The following is a 22566-nucleotide window of genomic DNA, read 5'->3' on the forward strand; positions in this document are numbered from 1 at the left end:
ATGGCCGACATTCGCAACCGGTTCCGTCTCTTGAGCAGCCTTCGCCCCTGGGCCATCCTGCTGTTTTCCTGCCTGATAGCCCTGCCCGTGCGGGCGGCCGATGTGCTGTTGACCGCCGCCGACGACACGCCTGGCATGCAAGCCTTCACCCATGCCCTGGCCGGGCAGCGGCCCAAGGACCAGGTGCGCTTTGTCCCGCTGAGCGAACTGCCCCCACCGTCGCGCATCCCCAGCAGTACACGCCTTATTCTGCTGGACCTGGCCGCCCTGGACTGGCGCCTGCAAGACAGCCAGGGACCGCCGACACTGGTGTTGCGCGTCAGCCGCCTGCAGGCCAATCAACGTGTGGGCGACACCCGACCGCTGCACCTGAGCCTGCTCTGGAGCGACCCACCCTTGAGCCGACAGCTGCGCCTGACCCGTAACCTGTTGCCGCAAGCCAGGCGCGTGGGCGTGCTGTATGGAAAAAACAGCGAATTCCTGCTCAAGGAACTGCATCAGGCAGCCCACCAACTGTCGCTGGAAATCGTCAGCGAGCGCTGGGACAACACCAATGACAGCAGGCCCCTGCAGACATTGCTCAGCAACAGCGATGTATTGCTGGGGCTCGACGACCCGGACCTGTATAACCCGAAAACGGCCAAGAACCTGCTGCTCAGCAGCTATGGCCAACAGCTTGCCCTGATCGGCCCCAACGCCGGCTTCGTCAAGGCCGGCAGCCTGGCCAGCACCTACAGCGACCAGAGCGACTGGCTGGCGGTCCTTGGCGACTTGCTTGACCGGGCACCGGTCAGTTGGCCGCGCAGCCTCTACCCGAATCGCTTCAAGGTCGCCAACAATCCGCAAGTCACACGCTCCCTGGGGATCGGACAGATAGACCCCACTGAGGTTGCAACGCAGCTGGCCGAAGGAGAACACCTTCCATGACGTTCCGTCGCCATTGGGGCATCAATACCCGCACCCAGGTCATCAGCCTTGGCCCGGCGCTGCTGCTGACCCTGCTGCTGATCAGCTTCTTTACCTTCGTACGGATCCAGGACCTGCGCCAGGAGCTCAACCACACCGGGCAACTGATCGCCAACCAACTGGCCCCGGCCACCGAGTACGGGGTGATTTCCGGCAACCGGGAAGTACTCGAAAGCCTGATGAAAGCGACCCTGGCCACCCCTCACGTACGCTTTTTGCAAGTACAGGACAGCGCCAACAATGTGCTGGTGTACGTCGAGCAACCCGATGCCAGCAAAGGGCGCCCACAACAGGTCGAGGTGTTCCAGGCCCCGGTGCGTTTGCAACGGATCCGGCTCAACAATGACTTCCTGCAAGGCTCGCCCCCCACCCCGGGCACTTCCGAAGATTATCTGGGGCGGGTGATTGTCGGCATGTCCAACGATGCCTTCAGCCAGCGGCAAAAGGAGATCGTGTTCAAGGCCGGGATCCTGGCGCTGTTTGCCCTGCTCTTCACTTTTCTACTGGCACGCCGTCTGGCCGCCAGCCTATCGGAGCCAATCAGCGCCATGGGCAACGCCGTCAAGGCGATCCAGCAAGGCGACTACCAGAGGCCACTGCCGATCGTCGACGACGCCGAACTGGGCAGCCTGTCACGCCATATCAACAACCTTGCCGATGGCCTGGAGCAGGCCAGCCGCGAACAGCATCAGGCCATGGCGCAACTGATCCAGACGCGCGAAGAAGCGGAAAAGGCCAACAGCGCCAAGTCCGACTTCCTGGCAATGATGAGCCATGAGTTGCGCACCCCCATGAACGGCGTGCTGGGCATGTTGCAGCTGCTGGAGACCACCGAGATGACGGCAGAGCAAACCGAGTACGCCGCACTGGCATCGGAGTCCACCGAACACCTGCTCAAGGTCATCAACGACATCCTCGACTTCTCACGCATCGAGCGCTCGGCACTGGAGCTGGAACACATCCCGTTCAACCTCGCCGAGCTGATCGGCAGCTGCGCCCAGGCCTTCGCCCACAGCGCCGCTCAGCGCGGCTTGAGCCTTGAACTGAAGTTTCCCGACGGCATGCAGGCCTTGCAGGTCGCAGGCGATCCGACCCGAATTCGGCAAATTCTGGTCAATCTGATCGGCAATGCGCTGAAGTTCACCGAACAAGGGCAGATCACCATCGAACCCCAATGGCAATCGCTGGACCACGAACTGCTGTGGTTCACCTGCTCGGTACGTGACAGCGGGATTGGTATCGCGGCCGAGAGTCTGGAACTGATGTTCAACGCCTTCCAGCAGGCCGACAGTTCCATCTCCCGGCGATACGGCGGAACCGGCCTGGGCTTGCCGATCGCTCGTACGCTGGCCGAGCGGATGGGCGGCACATTGCGCGCGCAAAGCGAGGAAGGACAAGGTTCGGTGTTTACCCTGGAAGTGCCGCTGGCCCTGTCCCGCCAGACATTACCGGTGCCGGTGCCACGCACGCCTGCGGGCAACCATCACGGTGAGGGGCGCAATGTGCTGCTGGTGGAGGACAACCCGGTCAACCTCACCGTCATCGAAGCCATGCTGCGCAGCCTGGGGTTTACCGTCAGTATCGCCACCGACGGCGCGCAGGCCGTACACAGCGCCGAAAACCAGGCGTTCGAGGCCATCCTGATGGATTGTCGGCTGCCAACGCTCGACGGTTACGAAGCCACCCGGCAAATCCGCCAACTGCCCGGCTGCGGCGAGCTACCGATCATCGCCTTGACCGCCAATGCCTTGCAGGGTGACCGTGAAGCCTGCTTGTCGGCGGGAATGAACGATTACCTGGCCAAGCCGTTCAAACGCACTGATCTGCAACAAATTCTGCAGCGTTGGGTACAGTAGTGCAGTGCTTTCGACCATCTGCGACTGGCGTGAAAGGCGAAAGTGCGGCAGTCTTAGGCACCTGCACAGGCTCGATTTTGGGCTTGAATAATAATTTCAGTGCACAAGTGTACATTCATGTCCCTTGTGCTGTGACTTTCACTACAACGCAATAGTCTATGAGTAGGCTGCCAGCTCAAGGCACGATTGCTTTGACTGGCCGGGAAGATTTGCCCCACCTGCCACATGGGACTATTGAGGAGCTCGCATGACCAAACAACACGCCTTTACCCGGGAAGACCTGCTGCGCTGCAGTCGCGGTGAGCTGTTCGGCCCAGGTAACGCGCAACTGCCCGCCCCGAACATGCTGATGGTAGATCGCATCACCCTGATCAGTGAAGAAGGCGGCAAGTACGGCAAAGGTGAATTGGTCGCCGAGCTGGATATCACTCCGGACCTGTGGTTCTTCGGCTGCCACTTCGAAGGTGACCCGGTGATGCCAGGCTGCCTGGGCCTCGATGCCATGTGGCAACTGGTCGGCTTCTTCCTCGGCTGGCAAGGCCTGCCTGGCCGTGGCCGGGCCCTGGGTTCGGGCGAAGTGAAATTCTTTGGCCAGGTACTGCCGACGGCCAAGAAAGTCACCTATAACATTCATATCAAGCGCGTCCTCAAAGGCAAGCTGAACCTGGCCATCGCCGACGGTTCGGTGACTGTCGACGGTCGCGAAATCTACACCGCCGAAGGCCTCCGGGTCGGCGTGTTCACCTCCACTGACAACTTCTAAGGGTTATTCGCATGCGCCGCGTCGTTATCACTGGTCTGGGCATTGTTTCGTGCCTGGGCAATGACAAAGAGACCGTCTCCGCTAACCTGCGTGCAAGCCGCCCTGGCATCCGGTTCAACCCGGAATATGCCGAAATGGGTCTGCGTAGCCAGGTTTCCGGCTCCATTGACCTGCCACTCGAAGAGCTGATCGATCGCAAGATCTATCGCTTCGTCGGCCACGCGGCGGCTTACGCCTACCTGGCCATGAAAGACGCCATCGCTGACTCCGGCCTGACCGAAGAGCAAGTGTCCAACCCGCGTACCGGCCTGATCGCCGGCTCCGGTGGCGCATCGACCCTGAACCAGATGGAAGCGCTGGATATCCTGCGCGAAAAAGGCGTCAAGCGCGTCGGCCCATACCGCGTTACGCGGACCATGAGCAGCACGGTTTCCGCTTGCCTGGCCACTCCATTCAAGATCAAGGGCCTGAACTACTCCATCGCTTCTGCCTGCGCCACCAGTGCTCACTGCATCGGTACCGCCATGGAACAGATCCAGATGGGCAAGCAGGACATCGTGTTCGCCGGCGGCGGTGAAGAAGAACACTGGAGCCAGTCGTTCCTGTTCGACGCCATGGGCGCACTGTCCAGCCAGTACAACGAGACCCCGGAGAAGGCCTCCCGTGCCTACGACGCCAAGCGTGATGGTTTCGTCATCGCCGGCGGTGGCGGCATGGTCGTGGTCGAGGAGCTGGAGCACGCTCTGGCCCGTGGCGCGAAGATCTACGCGGAAATCGTCGGCTACGGCGCGACGTCCGATGGCTACGACATGGTCGCGCCAAGCGGCGAAGGCGCCATCCGCTGCATGCAGATGGCCATGTCCACCGTCGACGCTCCGATCGACTACCTGAACACCCACGGCACCTCGACTCCGGTCGGCGACGTCATGGAAATGAAAGGTGTGCGTGAAGTGTTCGGCGACAAGGCCCCGGCCATCAGCTCCACCAAGAGCCTGTCGGGTCACTCCCTGGGCGCCGCCGGCGTTCACGAAGCGATCTACTGCATGCTGATGATGGAAGGCAACTTCATGGCAGGTTCGGCCAACATCGACGAACTGGATCCGGAAGTGGCAGACATGCCAATCCTGACCAAGACCCGTGAAGACGTGGCCTTCAACACCGTGATGAGCAACAGCTTCGGCTTCGGTGGCACCAATGCCACCCTGGTACTGAAGCGCTGGCAGGGCAAGTAATACCCCGCCACAACGCCGCACATGAAAACGCCCCGACTGGTTCGGGGCGTTTTTTATTGTCTTGGATTTATCACTGACACCCTGACGGCGCTGAATTACCCCTCATGGAGGCAGGCTACGGTCGAACCGGATATCGACTTCAGCGAACCGTGAAGCGCTGCTGGGTCAACAGGCGGTCCCCCTGAAACACCATGAAGCGCCACTCTCCAGGCACGACTTCGTGGTTTTCCGTGAACTCGTAGGCCATCACGTCCTGTGGCGCGCCAGGCACCAGTTTTTGCGTCACTTCGAATTTGTCGTGGCGCGCACCGTCCGCCGTCCGAATGCCCGGGGTGAAGTACAGCAGGGTCAGCGGCTGCCCTTCGGCCACTTTGCCCACCAACTGATAACGCATACCGAACTTGGTGCCGAGTTTGGCTGGCACGGTTTCGGTCTGCCGGATCGACTCATTGCTGCGACGCAGTACGCGCTCACCCGATTGCAGTTCGGCCGAAGGCCCTTCAAACACGCCATATTCCACCGGACCTTCAACGCGGACTTCAGCGCTGGCCAAGCCACTGATCAACATCAGCGCCGCCAATGCGCTTAAACGGGTGAGGGACATATCACGCTCCTTGATTGAGATGAGCGCGAGGGTATGACGCCGGGGTGACAGACTGATGACAAAGTGCGGCACACCTCCCCCCGGCTAACGCCCCTGGGCCCTGGCCGCCAGGAAAGTGGAACGCCTCGGTCGCTGGATGCTCTATAACTGCAAGGTCTTTTCCCCCCCCCACTGATCAAGAGGCTAGCCATGACCGTTATCGTCAACACTGAATCCAGCGAAGGTTTTCGTCACAGCGTCCAGATCGATGACCATCAACTCTTTGCCGATGTCCCCGTGTCCGCGGGGGGCGAAGGCTCGGCGCCCGAGCCACACGATTACTTCGACGCCGCCCTGGGAGCCTGCAAGGCCCTGACCCTCAAGCTGTACGCCCAGAAGAAAGGCATCCCGCTGACCGGCGTCACGGTCGAGGTCAAACACGACAACAGCCAGGAACAGGCAGGGCAATATGCCCTGCACGTCAAACTCACCCTCAAGGGCGTACTCACCGACGCCCAGCGCAACGAACTGCATCGGGTTGCCGACCGCTGCCCGATCCACAAGCTGATGACCACCAGCGAAGTGAGCATCGAAACCCACCTGTCCGAAGGTCCATTCAGCCAATAGCGGCACACCCGGGCTGTGCGGGTTATGCTCAGCGGCATCATTCGTACAGCCTGGAATGCCATATGAACGCTCCACTCGTCATCCGCCCGCGCGCCGAAGACGTCGAAGGCCAGCCGATCCTGCGCCCGCTGCCTTCGGCCAGATGCCGAAGCGTCGGGCCTTTCGTATTCTTCGATCACATGCTCGAAACGACCTATCCGACCGGCCGCGGCATGAACATCCGCCAGCACCCGCACATCGGCCTGTCCACCCTCACCTACCTGTTCGAAGGCGAACTGCTGCACAAGGACAGCCTGGGATCGGAGCAGCTCGTCAAACCGGGTGACGTCAGCTGGATGACCGCCGGCAGCGGGATCGCCCATGTCGAGCGCACGCCCGAAGCACTATGGGGGACCGATTTCACACTGCACGGCCTGCAAATCTGGCTGGCATCGCCCAAGGAACACGAACAAGGCCCCGGCCACTACAGCCACCACCCCGCCGCGAGCCTGCCCATGAGCGACAACCTCGGGGTGAAGATCCGGATGATTGCCGGAACGGGCTTTTGCCTGGAGTCACCGGTGCCAGTACTCTCGCCGACACTGTACGCCGAGCTTGAACTGCAAACCGCAACAACCCTGCTGATCCCCACCAAACATGAAGAACGCGCGCTCTACGTACTCTCTGGTGACGCACAGCTCAATGGCGAACCCGTTCAGCCACTCTCGTTGGTGGTGCTGCCAGCGGGCGAAGAAATGAGCCTGTTCGCCGAAAGCGACTGCCACGCCGTATTGCTAGGCGGAGCGCCACTGGACGGGCCACGGCGGATCAACTGGAACTTCGTCGCCAGCAACCCGGCGGCGATCGATGAAGCACGTCGACGCTGGGCAGCCGGGGACTGGCCAACCGTCCCGGGCGAGAATGAACGGATCGAACTGCCAAGTGGCCGAGGCTGAAATCACCACCGGCAAACCCGAGCGCAATGGTCGTCGGACGGACAAATCCACAACCACCAGAAAGCCCCACCCCTCTCCGAAAGTTCAGGCTTTTGGCTTTGCTTTGCTCTCCAACCACTCAACAGGCCGAGCGTTAGCTCGCCTGCCGCTCTTGATCTTGCTTTGGCTTTGGCTTTGGCTTTGGCTTTTGATCTTGACCCACCCGCCCCATCGGCAGGCCGAGCGCAGGCGTTCATCAGGGGAATGGCGCGCAGCGCCCCTCGACGAAGTCGAGGACATCACATGGAGGTCGAGCGAAGCCGACCGGAGGGCGATGCCCCCTGAGGAATGCCGAAGCGAGGGAACCCCGAGCCTCGGCGAGGGGCCGAACGCTCGGGGCGAAGCCTTTTGGTTACTTTTTGGCGTCTGAAAAAGTGACCCGCCGTAAGGGCGGAACCATCAGTAGCCGCTACCGCAGCAACGGATATGTACACCACCAAAAGATAGACCACCTCCACCGACAAGCCAGCTCAAAAAGCCGGCCTGCCAGCGAAGAATCAGTCACCCCTTGAACACTTCGTCCAACAGGTTATGCATCGAAGTAAACGCACGACCGGCGACCTTCGCGTCATACATCATCATCCCCGGCACATTCGCATGGGGATCCGTAAAGGAATGCACCGCCCCACCATAACTCAACAACTGCCAATCCACGCCTGCAGCATTCATCTCAGCCTCGAATGCCGGCAACTGCTCCTTGGGCACCAATGGATCGGCGGCTCCATGCAACACCAGCACCGACCCCTTGATGTTTTTCGCATCGTTGACGTTCGGCGTATCGAGGGTACCGTGGAACGACACAGCCGCCTTCACTGGCGCGCCGGTACGAGCGAACTCCAATGCGCAGCAACCGCCAAAGCAGAAGCCGAACGTGGCCAGCTTCGACGTATCGACCGCCGCCTCGCCCTGGCTCTGCAGCTGTTCGAATGCCGCTTGCATCCGCTTGCGCAGCAATGGGCGGTCATTCTTCAGCGGCATCATCGCCGCGCCAGCTTCATCGTTGTTCTGCGGGCGAACCGCTTGGCCGTAGAGGTCCGCGATCAACACCACGTAGCCCTTGGACGCGACGGATTTGGCGATCTCCTCGGCACCGGCGCCGACCCCCATCCAGTTCGGCGCCATCAACAGGCCCGGACGCGGACCCGAATGACTGGCATCGAACGCCAGACGACTTTCATAAGACTTGCCATCAATCTGATAGACCACGGAACGCACAGTGATTTGACTCATGACTCACTCCCGTAAAGAAACGCCAGAATGAAAAAACCCGCCGAAGCAGCAATGCTGTTCAGTTAAGCGAACGCCAACCTTTGTAGGAGCGAGCGCGCTCGCGATGAACTCAAGAACTACGTGGTTACTCAAAAAGTACGCGTAATCGTTAACGTCCATCGCGAGCTAGCTCGCTCCTACAATTGCGACCTCATCACCTTAACTGAACAGCATTGCGCCGAAGCGGGTTTTTCTACAACGCGGTTAAACCGACAGTTCAACCAGCAACTTGTTCAGCCGGCGCACATAGGCGGCCGGGTCTTTCAAGCTGTCGCCGGCAGCCAGGGCCGCCTGATCGAAGAGGATGTGCGACAGGTCGCCAAAACGCTCTTCGCTCTGCTCACCGTCGAGCTTCTCGATCAGCGGGTGAGCCGGGTTGAATTCGAAGATCGGCTTGGAGTCCGGCACTTTCTGACCGCTGGCTTCCAGGATCTGACGCATCTGCAAGCCCAGGTCCTGCTCACCGATGGCCAGAATCGCCGGGGAGTCGGTCAGACGGTGGGAAACCCGCACTTCGGCAACGTTGTCACCCAGCGCTGTCTTGATCCGCTCAACCAGACCTTCCTTGGACTTGGCGACTTCTTCCGCGGCTTTCTTGTCCTCTTCCGAGTCCAGGTTGCCCAGATCCAGGTCACCGCGTGCCACGTCGACAAAGCTCTTGCCGTCGAAGTCGCTGAGGTAGCTCATCAGCCACTCGTCGATACGGTCGGTCAGCAGCAGCACTTCGATGCCTTTCTTGCGGAAGACTTCCAGGTGCGGGCTGTTCTTGACCTGTGCGTAGGTTTCACCGGTGAGGTAGTAGATCTTGTCCTGACCTTCCTTGGCGCGAGCCAGGTAGTCAGCCAGGCCTACAACCTGCTCGCCGTCGGTGCCCTGAGTGGAGGCAAAACGCAGCAGGCCAGCGATTTTTTCCTTGTTGGCGAAATCTTCAGCCGGGCCTTCTTTCATGACCTGACCGAAGTTTTTCCAGAAGCCCTTGTATTGCTCAGGCTCGTTCTTCGCCAGTTTTTCCAGCATGTCCAGCACGCGCTTGGTCAGCGCCGACTTCATCGAATCGATGATCGGGTCTTTCTGCAGGATTTCCCGCGACACGTTCAACGACAGGTCGTTGGAGTCGACCACGCCCTTGATGAAGCGCAGATACAGCGGCAGGAACGACTCAGCCTGGTCCATGACGAACACACGTTGCACGTACAGCTTCAGGCCTTTCGGCGCTTCGCGCTGGTACAGATCGAACGGCGCACGGGCCGGCACGTAGAGCAACGAGCTGTATTCCAGCTTGCCTTCGACCTTGTTATGGCTCCAGCTCAGCGGGTTCTCGAAATCGTGGGCGATGTGCTTGTAGAACTCCTGGTATTCCGAATCCGCAATCTCGGTACGCGGACGGGTCCACAGGGCGCTGGCACGGTTGACGGTTTCCCATTCAACGGCAGGCGTCTCTTCACCTTCGGCCGCCGTGACTTCTTTCGGCAGCTCGATCGGCAGTGCGATGTGGTCGGAGTACTTCTTGATGATGTTGCGCAGGCGCCAGCCATCGGCGAACTCGTCTTCGCCGGATTTCAGGTGCAGGACGATGCGGGTACCGCGATCGGCTTTTTCAATGGTCGCGACTTCAAAATCGCCTTCGCCCTTGGACGACCAGTGCACGCCTTCGCTCGCGGCGAGGCCGGCACGGCGGCTGAACACTTCAACCTGGTCGGCAACAATGAACGCGGAGTAGAAACCCACGCCGAATTGACCGATCAGGTGCGAATCTTTCTTCTGGTCGCCCGTCAGGTGTTTCATGAAATCGGCGGTGCCGGACTTGGCGATGGTGCCGAGGTGCGTGATCGCATCTTCACGGCTCATACCGATACCGTTGTCTTCGAGGGTGACGGTTTTCGCGTCCTTGTCGAAGCTCACACGGATTTTCAGTTCAGCGCCACCTTCCAGCAACTCAGGCTTGGACAGGGCTTCGAAACGTAATTTGTCGACAGCGTCAGAGGCGTTGGAGATCAGTTCGCGAAGGAAAATTTCCTTGTTGGAATACAGCGAATGAATCATCAGGTGCAGCAGTTGCTTCACCTCGGTCTGGAAGCCCAGGGTTTCCTTTTGAGTTTCCACGCTCATGGTCATCAAACTCCGATTGGATGGCAGTGGCCGCTCCCTGAAGGGGTGGCGGCGGGATGTCATCAGAGTTGGGGGCACAGAGTGAGATTTCAAGGGCCTGAGTGTTCTTCAATCTTGAAATGTCCGCGCGCCGTGGCAATCGGCTCGGCTTCGGTGCTCTGCCACGCAGTTATTGCCACATTGGCCACGCGTCGCCCCTGTCGGCACACCTGGCATTTGGCATAGGTATCGCGAAACTGCCCGGCACGCAGGTAATCGAGGGAGAAATCGATAATTTTCGGCACCCCCGGGGAGCCGGTGAACACCAGCAAATGCAAGGCCGCCGCCAACTCCATGAAGCCTGCAATCACGCCGCCGTGAATCGCCGGCAATAGCGGGTTGCCAATATTGTCCTTGTTGGCCGGCAGGCGAAAAAGCAGTTCATCCCCGACCCTAGAACACTCGATGCCAATCAGCTTGGCGTAGGGAATCAGGTGCAGCACCGAAGCGTAATCGCCGCGCTCATGGGCCTGCTGCAATTGTGCCTTGAAGTTATCGCTCATTTCGTCTCACCACTGATCACACCACCAAAGCCCTTGGCGCCTTTGACGCCCTTGCCCATGCGCATGAAGGTTCCAACCACGTGGGCGATCGGTTGTTCGGGCTCGCCCTGATAAGCAAAACCACGTGTAAAAATAACGTCGGTCGTCACCCGGTAGCACTGGGCAAAGCCATGCACATCTTTATGGGGCTCGGCCGGGTACATGTAGTCGATGCGCAAATCCAGGGTCGGGCACACCTCGAACTCCGGCAGCACGCACAGCGTTGCCATGCCGCAAGCAGTGTCCATCAACGAGGTGATCGCGCCGCCATGAATCACTCCCGTCTGTGGATTTCCGACGATCTGTGGGCTATAGGGCAAGGTAATGGTCAGCCCTTCGTGAGTGGCGCTGTGTACGCGCAAACCCAATACCTGGCAATGACGCAGTGCCGATAAAAACCGCATTGCACGCTCAAAAACGGGGTTTTCTGTCATTCGAGAAAGACTCTTTGCAGTGACGTGGCACAGCCATTGAGGGTGTAAGAAAAAGTTCCCGCAACAACAAACTTATATATCTGAACGAAACATTGAACTTAACCCATGACGCCGCGTTCGAAAGGCCAACTAGATATTTTCCACAAGGAGAAACACCCCATGCGTAAGACTTTAGCTATTGCCTTGATGTTGACCGCTTCCCTCGGTCTCGCTGCCTGCGATAAAAAATCCGAGGACAAAGCTCAAGCGCCTAACCAACCTGCTGAGCAAGCCCAGCAAAAAATGAACGAAGCTCAGGATAAAGTGAACGAAGCGGCAAAAGAAAACGCCGAAGCCGCCAAAGATCAGGCTGAATCGAGCGTAGAAGCAGCAAAAGAAGCCGCTCCGGAAGCACCTAAGAACTGATTCGGTTTTTAGCGTGACAAAAGAAAACCCGCCTTGCGCGGGTTTTCTTTTGTCCACAATACAGGCTTGGAGCAGTACCGCTCTAAATGCCGCACTCATCTTTGGCAATAACCAACAGGCAGGCCATCCATCAACCTGCCGCTAGTAGAGTGTGCGCCATCAAGCCGCCTCTTTGCCCGCCTCAGGCAATGGCGCCTCGGTCGGGGTATAGACCATGACCTCCAGCACATCGGAATGGAACTCCCGACGATACAACACCAGCACCACGCCGGCGCTCATCAACATGAACAACCAGGGGCTGACAAACCAGGCGAGCATGGTCATGCCGAAGTAATAGGAGCGCAAACCGAAGTTGAACTGGTTGGCCGCCATCGAGATCACTCGCGCCGCCCGTGCGGCGAACGCCTTGCGCTCCTGCTCGGAAACATGGCGCTCCCCCACCATGGGTGCCGACCCCACCAGGATCGCGGCAAAGTTGTACTGGCGCATGCACCAACTGAACGTGAAGAAGGCATAGACGAACACCAGCGCCAGGCACAGGAGCTTGATCTCCGACATCCCCTGGGAGGCCTGCTGGACCATCGGAATGTCCGCCAGCAGCGACACCGCCCGCTCGGAGGCCCCCAGCACCGTGAGAATACCGGCGAGGATAATCAGCGTACTGGAAGCGAAAAACGAGGCATTGCGCTCCAGGTTGCCGATCACACTGGCGTCGGCGATGCGGTTGTCACGCAACAGCATGCGACGCATCCAGTCTTCGCGGTACAAGTGCAGTACGCTGGCCAGGCACGCGGTGTCACGGCCCTTCCACGATGCATAGCGGGTGTAGCCGCCCCAGCAGATGGCAAACCAGAGCGCGGCGATAAGGTGAATCAGGTTGGCGTGGATGAACGACATGCATGTCCTTGTGAAGTAGGTGCTGACAAGCGCAAACCCGTGGGAGCGAGCACACTCATGCCCACATCAAGTCTACTCAGTGCTTCGACGCTAGCCCACGGAAAAAGACACTGCCACGCGCCCATAAAAAATGCCCCGTATCGATTGATACGGGGCATTTCGGTCTCTAGCGCACCCCCGCTTGTGGCGGGTGTCGCAGATTACGCCAGGGCTTCGCTGCGCTTGCCCAGCATACGATCACAAGCGACCGCGACCACCAGGGTGAAGACGCACGGTACCAGCCACGCCAAACCTTGCTCAGCCAGCGGCAGATGCGCCAGCTGGGTCGGCATCCAGTCAGCCAGGCCAGCACCCTTGAGTGCGTCGATCAAGCCGAAGATGAACGACACCAGCATCACCGGCCCGACAATGCGGCCCTGCTCCAGCCAGAAGTCTTTGCAGAAGCTCAAGGCCACCAGCACGATGCACGGCGGGTAGATGGCAGTCAGTACCGGGATCGAGAACGCGATCAGCTTGGTCAGGCCCAGGTTGGATACCACCAGCGAGAACGCCGCCAGGATCACCACCAGTGTCTTATAGGACAGCGGCAGCACTCGGCTGAAGTACTCCGCGCAGGCACAGGTCAGGCCGACCGCGGTGACCAGGCACGCCAGGGAGATCAGCACAGCCAGGAAACCACTGCCCAGGGAGCCGAAGGTATGTTGCACATAAGCGTGCAGTACCGCCGCGCCATTGGTCGCGCCGGCTGCCACTTCATGGCTGCCCGAGCCGAGGCGGAACAGGCTCACATACACCAGCACCAGACCAACGCCGGCAATCAACCCGGCGATGATCGCGTATCGGGTAATCAAGGCCGGGGACTCGACACCACGGGAACGAATGGCATTGACGATGACGATACCGAACACCAGTGCGCCCAGGGTATCCATGGTCAGGTAACCATTGATGAACCCCTGGGAGAACGGCGCAGCAATGTATTCGGGGGTTGCCTGACCAACGTCACCTGCCGGCAACATGAATGCCGCGATACCGAGGACGGCCAGCGCGATGATCTTCAGCGGCGCCAGGAAACGGCCGACCGTATCCAGCAGGCGACCCGGGTACAGCGAGATGAAGAACACCACCAGGAAATACATCGCACTGTAGAGGAACAGCGCCAGCGGACTTTCACCGGTCAGCGGTGCCAGGCCCACTTCGAAGGACACCGTAGCAGTACGCGGCGTGGCGAACAGTGGCCCCACGGCCAGGTAGCAAGCGGCAGCCAGCACACCACCGGCGATTTTGCCGATCGGGCTGCTCAGAGCGTCCATGGCACCACCGACCTTGGCCAGTGCGATCACGGTGATCACCGGCAAACCCACCGCGGTGATCAGAAAGCCCAGCGCCGCCATCCAGACATGAGGCCCGGACTGCAAACCGACGATAGGCGGGAAGATGATGTTGCCAGCCCCGACGAACAGGGCAAACGTCATAAAACCAAGTGCCAGAATGTCCTGGCCTTTCAACACTTTCATTAAGGAAATACCACACTACTGAATCGGAATTTAGAGAGGGATTTCCCTGAAGGGTGAGGGAAATGCTGCCGGTCCGTTTGGGACTGACCCGTTTAGCGCGCAGCAACCTTGTGGGCCGCAATCGCAAAATGGCGGCTAGCCTAACGAATTTGTCCGACAAACGCACTGTTTGAGGGCGAACTATCCGATATGCGACATTATTCTGTCGCGTTTACATATCTATATTTCACCTCTGCCCCCCGTGGCGAGGGCGCTGGATATGTTCCTGAATGCCAGAAACGACAAAGGCCACCCGAAGGTGGCCTTTGCCTGGTAAAGCGTCAGTTAAGCGCGAGGCTTACTTGACAGCCCAACCGGTCAGCTCGGCCAGGGCCTTGCCGATGTCTGCCAGCGAACGCACGGTTTTAACGCCTGCGTCTTGCAGAGCAGCGAATTTCTCGTCTGCAGTGCCTTTGCCGCCAGAGATGATTGCGCCAGCATGGCCCATGCGCTTGCCCGGAGGAGCAGTCACACCAGCGATGTAGGAAACAACCGGCTTGGTCACGTGTGCCTTGATGTAGGCAGCCGCTTCTTCTTCAGCCGAACCGCCGATCTCACCGATCATCACGATCGCTTCGGTCTTCGGGTCTTCCTGGAACAGTTTCAGGATGTCGATGAAGTTCGAACCCGGGATCGGGTCACCACCGATGCCAACGCAAGTCGACTGGCCGAAACCGGCGTCAGTGGTCTGCTTAACAGCTTCGTAGGTCAGGGTGCCGGAACGGGAAACGATACCGACCTTGCCTGGCAAGTGAATGTGACCTGGCATGATGCCGATCTTGCATTCGCCTGGAGTGATCACGCCTGGGCAGTTAGGGCCGATCAGGATCACGCCCAGTTCGTCGCACTTGACCTTGGCATCCAGCATGTCCAGGGTAGGAATGCCTTCGGTGATGCACACGATCAGCTTGATGCCGCCGAAGGCAGCTTCCAGGATCGAGTCTTTGCAGAAAGGAGCCGGAACGTAGATCACGCTGGCGGTGGCGCCAGTGGCAGCTACGGCGTCTTTCACGGTGTTGAACACTGGCAGGCCCAGGTGCTCGGTGCCGCCTTTGCCTGGAGTTACACCACCAACCATCTTGGTGCCGTACTCGATGGCTTGCTGGGTGTGGAAACTACCTTGCGAACCGGTAATACCCTGGCAGATAACTTTGGTGTCTTTATTGATCAGGACGCTCATTATTTGCCCTCCGCAGCTTTGACAACTTGTTGAGCAGCGTCGGTCAGGCTGGTAGCAGCGATGATGTTCAAACCGCTTTCTGCCAGTACTTTAGCGCCCAGCTCAGCGTTGTTGCCTTCAAGGCGAACAACAACCGGGATTTTCACGCCGACTTCTTTCACAGCGCCGATGATGCCTTCGGCAATCATGTCGCAACGAACGATGCCGCCGAAGATGTTGACCAGTACTGCAGCGACGTTAGTGTCGGACAGGATGATCTTGAACGCTTCGGTAACGCGTTCCTTGGTAGCACCGCCGCCCACGTCGAGGAAGTTGGCTGGCTTGCCGCCATGCAGGTTGACGATGTCCATGGTACCCATGGCCAGGCCAGCACCGTTGACCATGCAACCGATGTTGCCTTCCAGTGCTACGTAGTTCAGTTCGAACTTGGCAGCGTGCGCTTCGCGCGGATCGTCTTGCGACGGATCGTGGAAAGTCTTCAGCTTAGGCTGACGGTACATGGCGTTGGCGTCGATGTTGATCTTGGCGTCCAGGCAGTGCAGATCGCCGTCAGCCTTGATCACCAGCGGGTTCACTTCCAGCAGAGCCAGGTCGTGATCCTTGAACAGCTTGGCCAGACCTACGAAGATCTTGGCGAACTGAGCAACTTGCTTGCCTTCCAGGCCCAGCTGGAATGCCAGCTCGCGACCCTGGAATGGCTGAGCGCCAACCAGTGGATCGATAGTAGCCTTGAGGATTTTCTCAGGGGTGTCGTGAGCGATTTTCTCGATGTCCACGCCACCTTCGGTGGAAGCCATGAACACGATGCGACGGCTCGAACGGTCAACGACAGCGCCCAGGTACAGCTCTTTAGCGATATCAGTGCACGATTCAACCAGGATCTTGGTGACTGGCTGACCATTGGCATCAGTCTGGTAAGTCACCAGACGCTTGCCCAACCACTGTTGAGCGAATGCCTTAGCGTCTTCTTTGCTGCGAACCAGCTTGACGCCGCCCGCTTTACCGCGACCACCGGCGTGGACCTGGGCTTTGACAACCCACTCGCTGCCGCCGATTTTGTCGCAAGCTTCTGCTGCTGCTTCCGGGGTGTCTACCGCGTAACCGGTGGATACTGGCAGGCCGTATTCAGCGAACAGCTGCTTACCCTGATACTCGTGAAGATTCATGCTTATTACCGTCTTCGTTAGGTACTGCGCATTCGGTGCTGCACTTGTTCAAGTGCCGCACCACCTTTGACTGCTGCTTGCGTAGCCTAAGCTACGCAAGACTGCGTCCAGCGGATATTCCGCGGTGAGTCTTGCATGCAAGGCTCACGACGGGCCATTCCGCCGTGGTTTCTTATTGTCTTAACGCTTCTTGCGGTTGGCGATGTGAATGGCGCCGCCATTCACTGCCAAAGCTGCTTCGTGCAAGGCTTCGGACAGGGTCGGATGGGAGAAGACCATCATGCCCAGGTCTTCGGCGCTGGTGCCGAATTCCATGCCGATTGCGCCCTGCTGGACCAGTTCTGCTGCGCTCGGGCCAATCACGTGGACGCCCAATACGCGATCAGTCTTGGCGTCGGCGATGACTTTAACGAAACCGCCGGTATCGTTGGCTGCCATGGCACGGCCAGAGGCTGCAAACGGGAAAGTGCCGACGTTAACTTCAACGCCTTCAGCTTTCAAGGCCTGCTCGGTTTTACCGACCCATGCAATTTCCGGGTGAGTATAAATAACCGAAGGGATCAGGTCATAGTTCATCTGGGCTTTGTGGCCCTTGATGCGCTCGACAACCATGATGCCCTCTTCCGAGGCCTTGTGAGCCAGCATCATGCCGCGAACCACGTCGCCGATCGCGTAAACGCCCGGTACGGTGGTCGCGCAGTGATCGTCAACGTGCACGAAACCGCGCTCGTCGAGGGTCACGCCGCAGTCAGCGGCCAGCAGATCGGTGGTCACCGGACGGCGACCAACGGCTACGATCAGCTTGTCGAAGGTGATGGTCTGTTCGCCGTTGGCGTCGGTGTAAGTCACGACAACTTCTTCGCCGTTGACTTTGGAACCGGTGACGCGAGCGCCCAGCTTGATGTCCAGACCTTGTTTGGTCAGGGTTTTCAGTGCTTCTTTGGAAACGGCGGTATCGGCAGCCATCAGGAAGGTGTCCAGGGCTTCCAGGACAGTCACTTCAGCGCCCAGACGGGACCATACCGAACCCAGTTCCAGACCGATCACGCCAGCGCCGATCACGCCCAGACGTTTTGGAACCGATTGGAATTCCAGGGCGCCGGTGGAGTCGACGATCACATTCTGGTCAACCGGAGCTGGCGGAATGTCGATCGGACGCGAGCCCGGAGCGAGGATGACGTTTTCGGCTTCGATGACTTCAACCGAGCCGTCTGGCTTGGTGACTTCGACTTTCTTGCCGGCCAGCAGCTTGCCGTGACCCTGGATGGAGGTCACACCGTTGGCTTTGAACAGGGTCGCAACGCCAGAGGTCAGGCCTTTGACGATGTTGGCTTTACGGCCGACCATCGCTGGCACGTCCATGGTCACGCCAGCGTGATTGATACCGTGGATCGCGAAACCGTCCTGGGCTTCGTGGAATTTCCACGAGCTGTCCAGCAGAGCCTTGGATGGAATGCAGCCGACGTTCAGGCAAGTACCGCCCAGAGCCAGTTTGCCTTCCTTGTCGGTGTACTTCTCGATGCAGGCAGTCGAAAGACCAAGCTGAGCGGCCTTGATGGCAGCCACGTAACCGCCAGGGCCCGCGCCGATCACTACTACGTCAAATTTCTGCGACATGTAAAAGAATCCTCTATTAGCTTCAAGCTACAAGCTACAAGCCAAGCTGCGTTACCTTGCAACCTGCGCTTGCAGCTCATCGCTGTATGTGACGCGGCACCCCCCAAACCAAACTGCTTGTACTTGCAGCTTGTCGCTTGAAGCTTGCCGCTGCTTCTCTATCAGATATCCAGCAACAGACGAGCCGGATCTTCCAGCAGGTTCTTGATGGTCACCAGGAAGGTCACAGCTTCTTTGCCATCGATCAGACGGTGATCATAGGACAGTGCCAGGTACATCATCGGACGGATAACGACCTGACCGTTGATGGCCATAGGACGCTGGATGATGTTGTGCATGCCCAGGATGGCTGCTTGTGGCGGGTTGACGATCGGGGTCGACATCATCGAACCGAAAGTACCACCGTTGGTGATGGTGAAAGTGCCACCGGTCATTTCGTCCATCGACAGTTTGCCGTCGCGGGCTTTCTTGCCGAAGGTGGCGATGCCGCCTTCGATTTCAGCCAGGCTCATCAGTTCGGCGTTACGCAGAACCGGAACCACCAGGCCGCGGTCGCTGGAAACAGCAACACCGACGTCGGCGTAGCCGTGGTAAACGATGTCTGCGCCGTCGATCGAAGCGTTGACAGCCGGGAAGCGTTTCAGCGCTTCGGTAGCCGCTTTCACGAAGAAGGACATGAAGCCCAGGCGTACGCCGTTGTGGGACTTCTCGAACAGGTCCTTGTACTTCGAACGCAGGGCCATGACTTCAGTCATGTCGACTTCGTTGAACGTGGTCAGCATCGCCATGTTCGACTGAGCTTCAACCAGACGCTTGGCAACGGTAGCGCGAACGCGGGTCATCGGGACACGCTTCTCGATGCGGTCGCCAGCAGCGAACACAGGAGCGGCGGCGGCAGGTGCAGCAGCCTTGGCAGGCGCGGCAGCCGGTGCGGCTTTCTTGGCAGCAACAGCAGCGACTACGTCTTCCTTGGTCACGCGACCGCCTTTGCCGGTACCGGCAACGGAAGCGATGTTAATGCCGTTTTCTTCAGCCAGCTTGCGAGCAGCCGGTGCAGCAACAGGATCGTCTTCGCCAGCAGCGGCCGGAGCGGCAGCCTGTGCGGCGGCAGCTGGAGCAGCGGCTGGTGCGGCAGCAACGCCGCCCGCTTCGATGGAGCCCAGGACTTCGTCGGACAGAACGGTTTCGCCTTCGTTCTTGACGATAGCGCCCAACACGCCGTCGGCGGTCGCCAACACTTCCAGTACGACTTTATCGGTTTCGATGTCGACGATCAGCTCGTCGCGCTTGACCGCGTCGCCCGGTTGCTTGTGCCAGGTGGCAACGGTGCCATCGGCAACCGATTCCGGGAAAGTGGGGGCTTTGATCTCGATAGCCATTGTCTGTAGTTCCTTAAATTCGGTTTCAGGTGCGCGAAGGCGTTAAACAGTAAAGGCGTCTTGCAGCAGTTGTTCCTGCTGCTCAGCGTGCATCGATGCATAACCACAAGCCGGTGCAGCAGAAGCCTCACGGCCCGCGTACTCAAGTACGAGAGACTTGTCGTGAGCGCTGATGATGCGGCGCATGTGGTGCTGGCTGCAGTACCAGGCACCCTGGTTCATCGGCTCTTCCTGACACCAAGCGACGTGCTTGAGGTTGGTGTAAGGCGCCAGGACTTCATTCAAGTCGTCCTCAGGGAATGGGTACAGCTGCTCGAGACGCACGATCGCGATGTCATCACGACCTTCGGCACGGCGTTTTTCCAACAGGTCGTAGTAAACCTTGCCGCTACACAGAACAATGCGCTCGACCTTTTTCGGATCCTGAGCATCGATTTCCGGGATAACGGTCTGGAACGAACCTTGGGCCAGATCTTCAAGAGTCGAGATGGCCAGCTTGTGACGCAGCAGCGACTTCGGTGTCAGGACGACCAGTGGCTTACGCAGCGGGCGAATCACCTGACGGCGCAGCAAGTGGTAGATCTGAGCCGGGGTGGTCGGCATGCACACCTGAATGTTGTGCTCGGCGCACAGCTGCAGGTAACGCTCCAGACGAGCCGAGGAGTGCTCCGGACCCTGACCTTCATAACCGTGCGGCAGCAGCATGGTCAGACCGCACAGACGGCCCCACTTGTGCTCGCCACTGGTGATGAACTGGTCGATAACGACCTGGGCACCGTTGGCGAAGTCGCCGAACTGGGCTTCCCAGATCACCAGCGCGTTAGGCGTGGTGGTCGAGTAGCCGTATTCGAACGCCAGTACGGCCTCTTCGGACAGGAACGAATCGTACAGATCGAAACGTGGCTGACCTTCGTACAGGTTTTGCAGCGGGATGTAGGTCCCCGCGTCTTTCTGGTTGTGCAAGACCGCGTGACGGTGCGAGAACGTACCGCGGCCGATATCCTGGCCGGTCATGCGAATCGGGTGACCTTCGAACGCCAGGGTCGCGTACGCCATGGTTTCGGCGTAACCCCAGTTGATCGGCAGGCCGCCGGCTTGCATCTTCTGACGGTCTTCGTAGATCTTGGCAACCTGACGCTGAACCACGAAGCCTTCCGGAATCTCCAGCAGCTTGGCGGACAGTTCTTGCAGGGTCTTGAGATCGAAGGTGGTGTCGTGACGCGCAGTCCAGGCGTGGCCCAGATACGGACGCCAGTCCACGAACAACTCTTTGTTCGGCTCTTTGACCAGGCTTTTCACTACGTGCAGACCGTTGTCCAGCGCGTTGCGGTATTCGTCGACTTTCGCCTGAACACGCTCGGCGTCCAGAACGCTGGACTGGATCAGACGATCGGCATACAGCTCACGGGTGGTGCGCTGTTTGGTGATCTGCTGATACATCAGCGGCTGGGTGCCGCTTGGCTCGTCGGCCTCGTTGTGGCCGCGACGACGGTAGCAGACCAGGTCGATCACCACGTCACGCTTGAACTGCATGCGGTAGTCGATGGCCAGCTGAGTCACGAACAATACGGCTTCCGGATCATCACCATTCACATGGAGGATCGGCGCCTGGATCATTTTCGCAACGTCGGTAGCGTACTCGGTGGAACGCGAGTCCAGCGGATTGCTGATGGTGAAACCGACCTGGTTGTTGATCACGATGTGCACGGTGCCGCCGGTTTTGAAACCGCGGGTCTGGGACATCTGGAAGGTTTCCATGACCACGCCTTGACCTGCGAATGCAGCGTCACCGTGGATGGAGATCGGCAGAACCTTCTCACCGGTTGGGTCGTTGCGACGATCCTGACGGGCGCGAACCGAACCCTCGACCACCGGGGAAACGATTTCCAGGTGGGACGGGTTGAACGCCATGGCCAGGTGAACTTCACCGCCGCTGGTCATCACGTTGGACGAGAAGCCCTGGTGGTATTTAACGTCACCGGAACCCAGCTCGACCTTCTTCTTGCCTTCGAACTCGTCGAACAGCTCGCGCGGGTTCTTGCCGAAGGTGTTGACCAGCACGTTCAGACGGCCACGGTGGGCCATGCCGATAACGATTTCCTTGGTGCCGTAGGAGCCGGAACGCTGGATCAGCTCGTCGAGCATCGGAATCAGGCTTTCGCCGCCTTCCAGACCGAAACGCTTGGTGCCCGGGTATTTGGTACCCAGGTATTTTTCCAGGCCTTCGCCAGCGGTCACGCGCTCGAGCAAGTGGCTCTTGATGTCCGCCGAGTAGGTCGGACGGCCACGCACGCTTTCCAGACGCTGCTGGAACCACTGGCGCTGCTCGGAATCGGTGATATGCGTAAATTCAGCGCCGATGGTGCGGCAATATGTCTGCTGCAACGCTTCGTGAATTTCGCGTAGGCTCGCTTCCTCTTTGCCGATGAACAGGTCGCCGGCACGGAAGGTCGTATCAAGATCGGCATTGGTCAAGCCGTAATGATTGATCGACAGGTCTGCAGGTGCAGGACGCTGCCACAGCCCCAGCGGGTCAAGCTGGGCTGCCTGGTGGCCACGCATACGGTAGGCCTGGATCAATCGCAGCACTTCAACTTGCTTCTTCTCGTGCTCACTGCTCACGCTGCCGGCGGAAACCGGTTGGGCGCGGCGCTGGTTCTTTGCCAGTAGTACGAAATGGTCGCGAATTGTCGAGTGCGAAACATCGATGGCAGAGCTGCCGTCTGTCGGCAACTTCTGAAAGTAGGTGCGCCACTCTTCTGGCACAGCGTTAGGGTCGTGCAGGTAGAGCTCGTAGAGCTCTTCCACATAGGCAGCGTTACTACCGGATAGGTAGGCGCTGTTCCACATGCGCTGCATCACGCTTTCTTGCATGCTTGGTCACCCTCGGTTAGGGGAACACCACCGGCGAAGACACCGAGCAAACTTGCAGAAGTCCGAGTGCAGCGACCAAAACAAGCCACTTAGGATCACGC

19 protein-coding genes are annotated in these 22566 nt (G+C 59.1%); 7 read left to right on the plus strand and 12 right to left on the minus strand.

What is annotated here, in order from left to right; genetic code table 11:
- From CKW29_RS15385 to fabB, 4 genes are all read left to right on the plus strand, one after another.
- Positions 1-927 carry an ABC transporter substrate-binding protein gene (locus CKW29_RS15385; protein ID WP_095143796.1) on the plus strand — a complete coding sequence of 309 codons (927 nt, stop codon included), beginning with the start codon at positions 1-3 and terminating at the stop codon, positions 925-927.
- Complete coding sequence (locus tag CKW29_RS15390; RefSeq protein ID WP_095148800.1) at positions 924-2822, plus strand: ATP-binding protein; 1899 nt, start codon at positions 924-926, stop codon at positions 2820-2822. Before CKW29_RS15385 ends, CKW29_RS15390 begins: the two co-directional genes overlap by 4 nt.
- A 247-nt stretch (positions 2823-3069) precedes the next feature.
- Positions 3070-3585, plus strand: coding sequence for a 3-hydroxyacyl-[acyl-carrier-protein] dehydratase FabA (fabA, locus tag CKW29_RS15395; RefSeq protein WP_095143798.1), 516 nt, complete (start codon positions 3070-3072; stop codon positions 3583-3585).
- An 11-nt stretch (positions 3586-3596) separates the two neighbouring features.
- On the plus strand, positions 3597-4817 hold the full coding sequence (fabB, locus tag CKW29_RS15400; RefSeq protein ID WP_095143799.1) for a beta-ketoacyl-ACP synthase I: 1221 nt from the start codon (positions 3597-3599) through the stop codon (positions 4815-4817).
- Between the two features lie 139 nt (positions 4818-4956).
- Here fabB and CKW29_RS15405 read toward each other — a convergent pair whose 3' ends face one another.
- The gene (locus tag CKW29_RS15405; protein ID WP_095143800.1) at positions 4957-5421 is read right to left on the minus strand and encodes a DUF3859 domain-containing protein; all 465 of its coding nucleotides are present in this window, start codon (positions 5419-5421) and stop codon (positions 4957-4959) included.
- A 189-nt stretch (positions 5422-5610) separates the two neighbouring features.
- Between CKW29_RS15405 and CKW29_RS15410 the strand changes: the two genes are divergently transcribed.
- Together CKW29_RS15410 and CKW29_RS15415 are read left to right on the plus strand one after the other, a co-directional pair.
- Positions 5611-6027, plus strand: coding sequence for an OsmC family protein (locus CKW29_RS15410; RefSeq protein WP_095148801.1), 417 nt, complete (start codon positions 5611-5613; stop codon positions 6025-6027).
- 62 nt (positions 6028-6089) lie between these two features.
- On the plus strand, positions 6090-6962 hold the full coding sequence (locus CKW29_RS15415) for a pirin family protein (protein WP_095148802.1): 873 nt from the start codon (positions 6090-6092) through the stop codon (positions 6960-6962).
- A gap of 540 nt (positions 6963-7502) precedes the next feature.
- On the opposite strand, the gene CKW29_RS15425 is transcribed toward CKW29_RS15415, so the two are convergent.
- The 4 genes from CKW29_RS15425 to CKW29_RS15440 form a co-directional block, all read right to left on the minus strand.
- Positions 7503-8231 carry a dienelactone hydrolase family protein gene (locus tag CKW29_RS15425; RefSeq protein ID WP_095148803.1) on the minus strand — a complete coding sequence of 243 codons (729 nt, stop codon included), beginning with the start codon at positions 8229-8231 and terminating at the stop codon, positions 7503-7505.
- Between the two features lie 243 nt (positions 8232-8474).
- Positions 8475-10379 (minus strand): molecular chaperone HtpG, encoded by a 1905-nt coding sequence (gene htpG, locus CKW29_RS15430; protein WP_095148828.1) that lies wholly within the window; start codon positions 10377-10379, stop codon positions 8475-8477.
- Positions 10380-10468: 89 nt separating this feature from the next.
- Positions 10469-10921, minus strand: a complete 453-nt coding sequence (locus CKW29_RS15435) for a PaaI family thioesterase (RefSeq protein WP_095143804.1) — start codon at positions 10919-10921, stop codon at positions 10469-10471.
- Complete coding sequence (locus CKW29_RS15440) at positions 10918-11394, minus strand: PaaI family thioesterase (protein ID WP_095143805.1); 477 nt, start codon at positions 11392-11394, stop codon at positions 10918-10920. The genes CKW29_RS15435 and CKW29_RS15440 overlap by 4 nt, the downstream gene beginning before the upstream one ends.
- Before the next feature lie 159 nt (positions 11395-11553).
- Between CKW29_RS15440 and CKW29_RS15445 the strand changes: the two genes are divergently transcribed.
- Positions 11554-11799, plus strand: a complete 246-nt coding sequence (locus tag CKW29_RS15445; RefSeq protein WP_095143806.1) for a hypothetical protein — start codon at positions 11554-11556, stop codon at positions 11797-11799.
- Between the two features lie 159 nt (positions 11800-11958).
- Here CKW29_RS15445 and CKW29_RS15450 read toward each other — a convergent pair whose 3' ends face one another.
- The 7 genes from CKW29_RS15450 to CKW29_RS15480 all read right to left on the minus strand — a co-directional run bounded on the left by CKW29_RS15450 (position 11959) and on the right by CKW29_RS15480 (position 22465).
- Positions 11959-12696 carry a DUF599 domain-containing protein gene (locus CKW29_RS15450; RefSeq protein WP_095143807.1) on the minus strand — a complete coding sequence of 246 codons (738 nt, stop codon included), beginning with the start codon at positions 12694-12696 and terminating at the stop codon, positions 11959-11961.
- A 200-nt stretch (positions 12697-12896) separates the two neighbouring features.
- A complete protein-coding gene (brnQ, locus tag CKW29_RS15455; RefSeq protein WP_095143808.1) occupies positions 12897-14210 on the minus strand; it encodes a branched-chain amino acid transport system II carrier protein in 1314 nt (437 codons plus the stop codon).
- Between the two features lie 337 nt (positions 14211-14547).
- Positions 14548-15429 carry a succinate--CoA ligase subunit alpha gene (gene sucD / locus CKW29_RS15460; RefSeq protein WP_017127973.1) on the minus strand — a complete coding sequence of 294 codons (882 nt, stop codon included), beginning with the start codon at positions 15427-15429 and terminating at the stop codon, positions 14548-14550.
- Positions 15429-16595, minus strand: coding sequence for an ADP-forming succinate--CoA ligase subunit beta (sucC, locus tag CKW29_RS15465; RefSeq protein ID WP_007919879.1), 1167 nt, complete (start codon positions 16593-16595; stop codon positions 15429-15431). The genes sucD and sucC overlap by 1 nt, the downstream gene beginning before the upstream one ends.
- A 180-nt stretch (positions 16596-16775) precedes the next feature.
- Positions 16776-18212, minus strand: coding sequence for a dihydrolipoyl dehydrogenase (gene lpdA / locus CKW29_RS15470; protein WP_095143809.1), 1437 nt, complete (start codon positions 18210-18212; stop codon positions 16776-16778).
- A gap of 161 nt (positions 18213-18373) precedes the next feature.
- Entirely contained in the window at positions 18374-19591 is a 1218-nt protein-coding gene (odhB, locus tag CKW29_RS15475) for a 2-oxoglutarate dehydrogenase complex dihydrolipoyllysine-residue succinyltransferase (protein ID WP_095143810.1), read from the minus strand.
- A gap of 42 nt (positions 19592-19633) precedes the next feature.
- Entirely contained in the window at positions 19634-22465 is a 2832-nt protein-coding gene (locus CKW29_RS15480; protein ID WP_095143811.1) for a 2-oxoglutarate dehydrogenase E1 component, read from the minus strand.
- Positions 22466-22566: the final 101 nt, after the last annotated feature.

It is taken from the genome of Pseudomonas sp. Irchel s3a18 (assembly GCF_900187535.1).
GTDB lineage: Bacteria > Pseudomonadota > Gammaproteobacteria > Pseudomonadales > Pseudomonadaceae > Aquipseudomonas.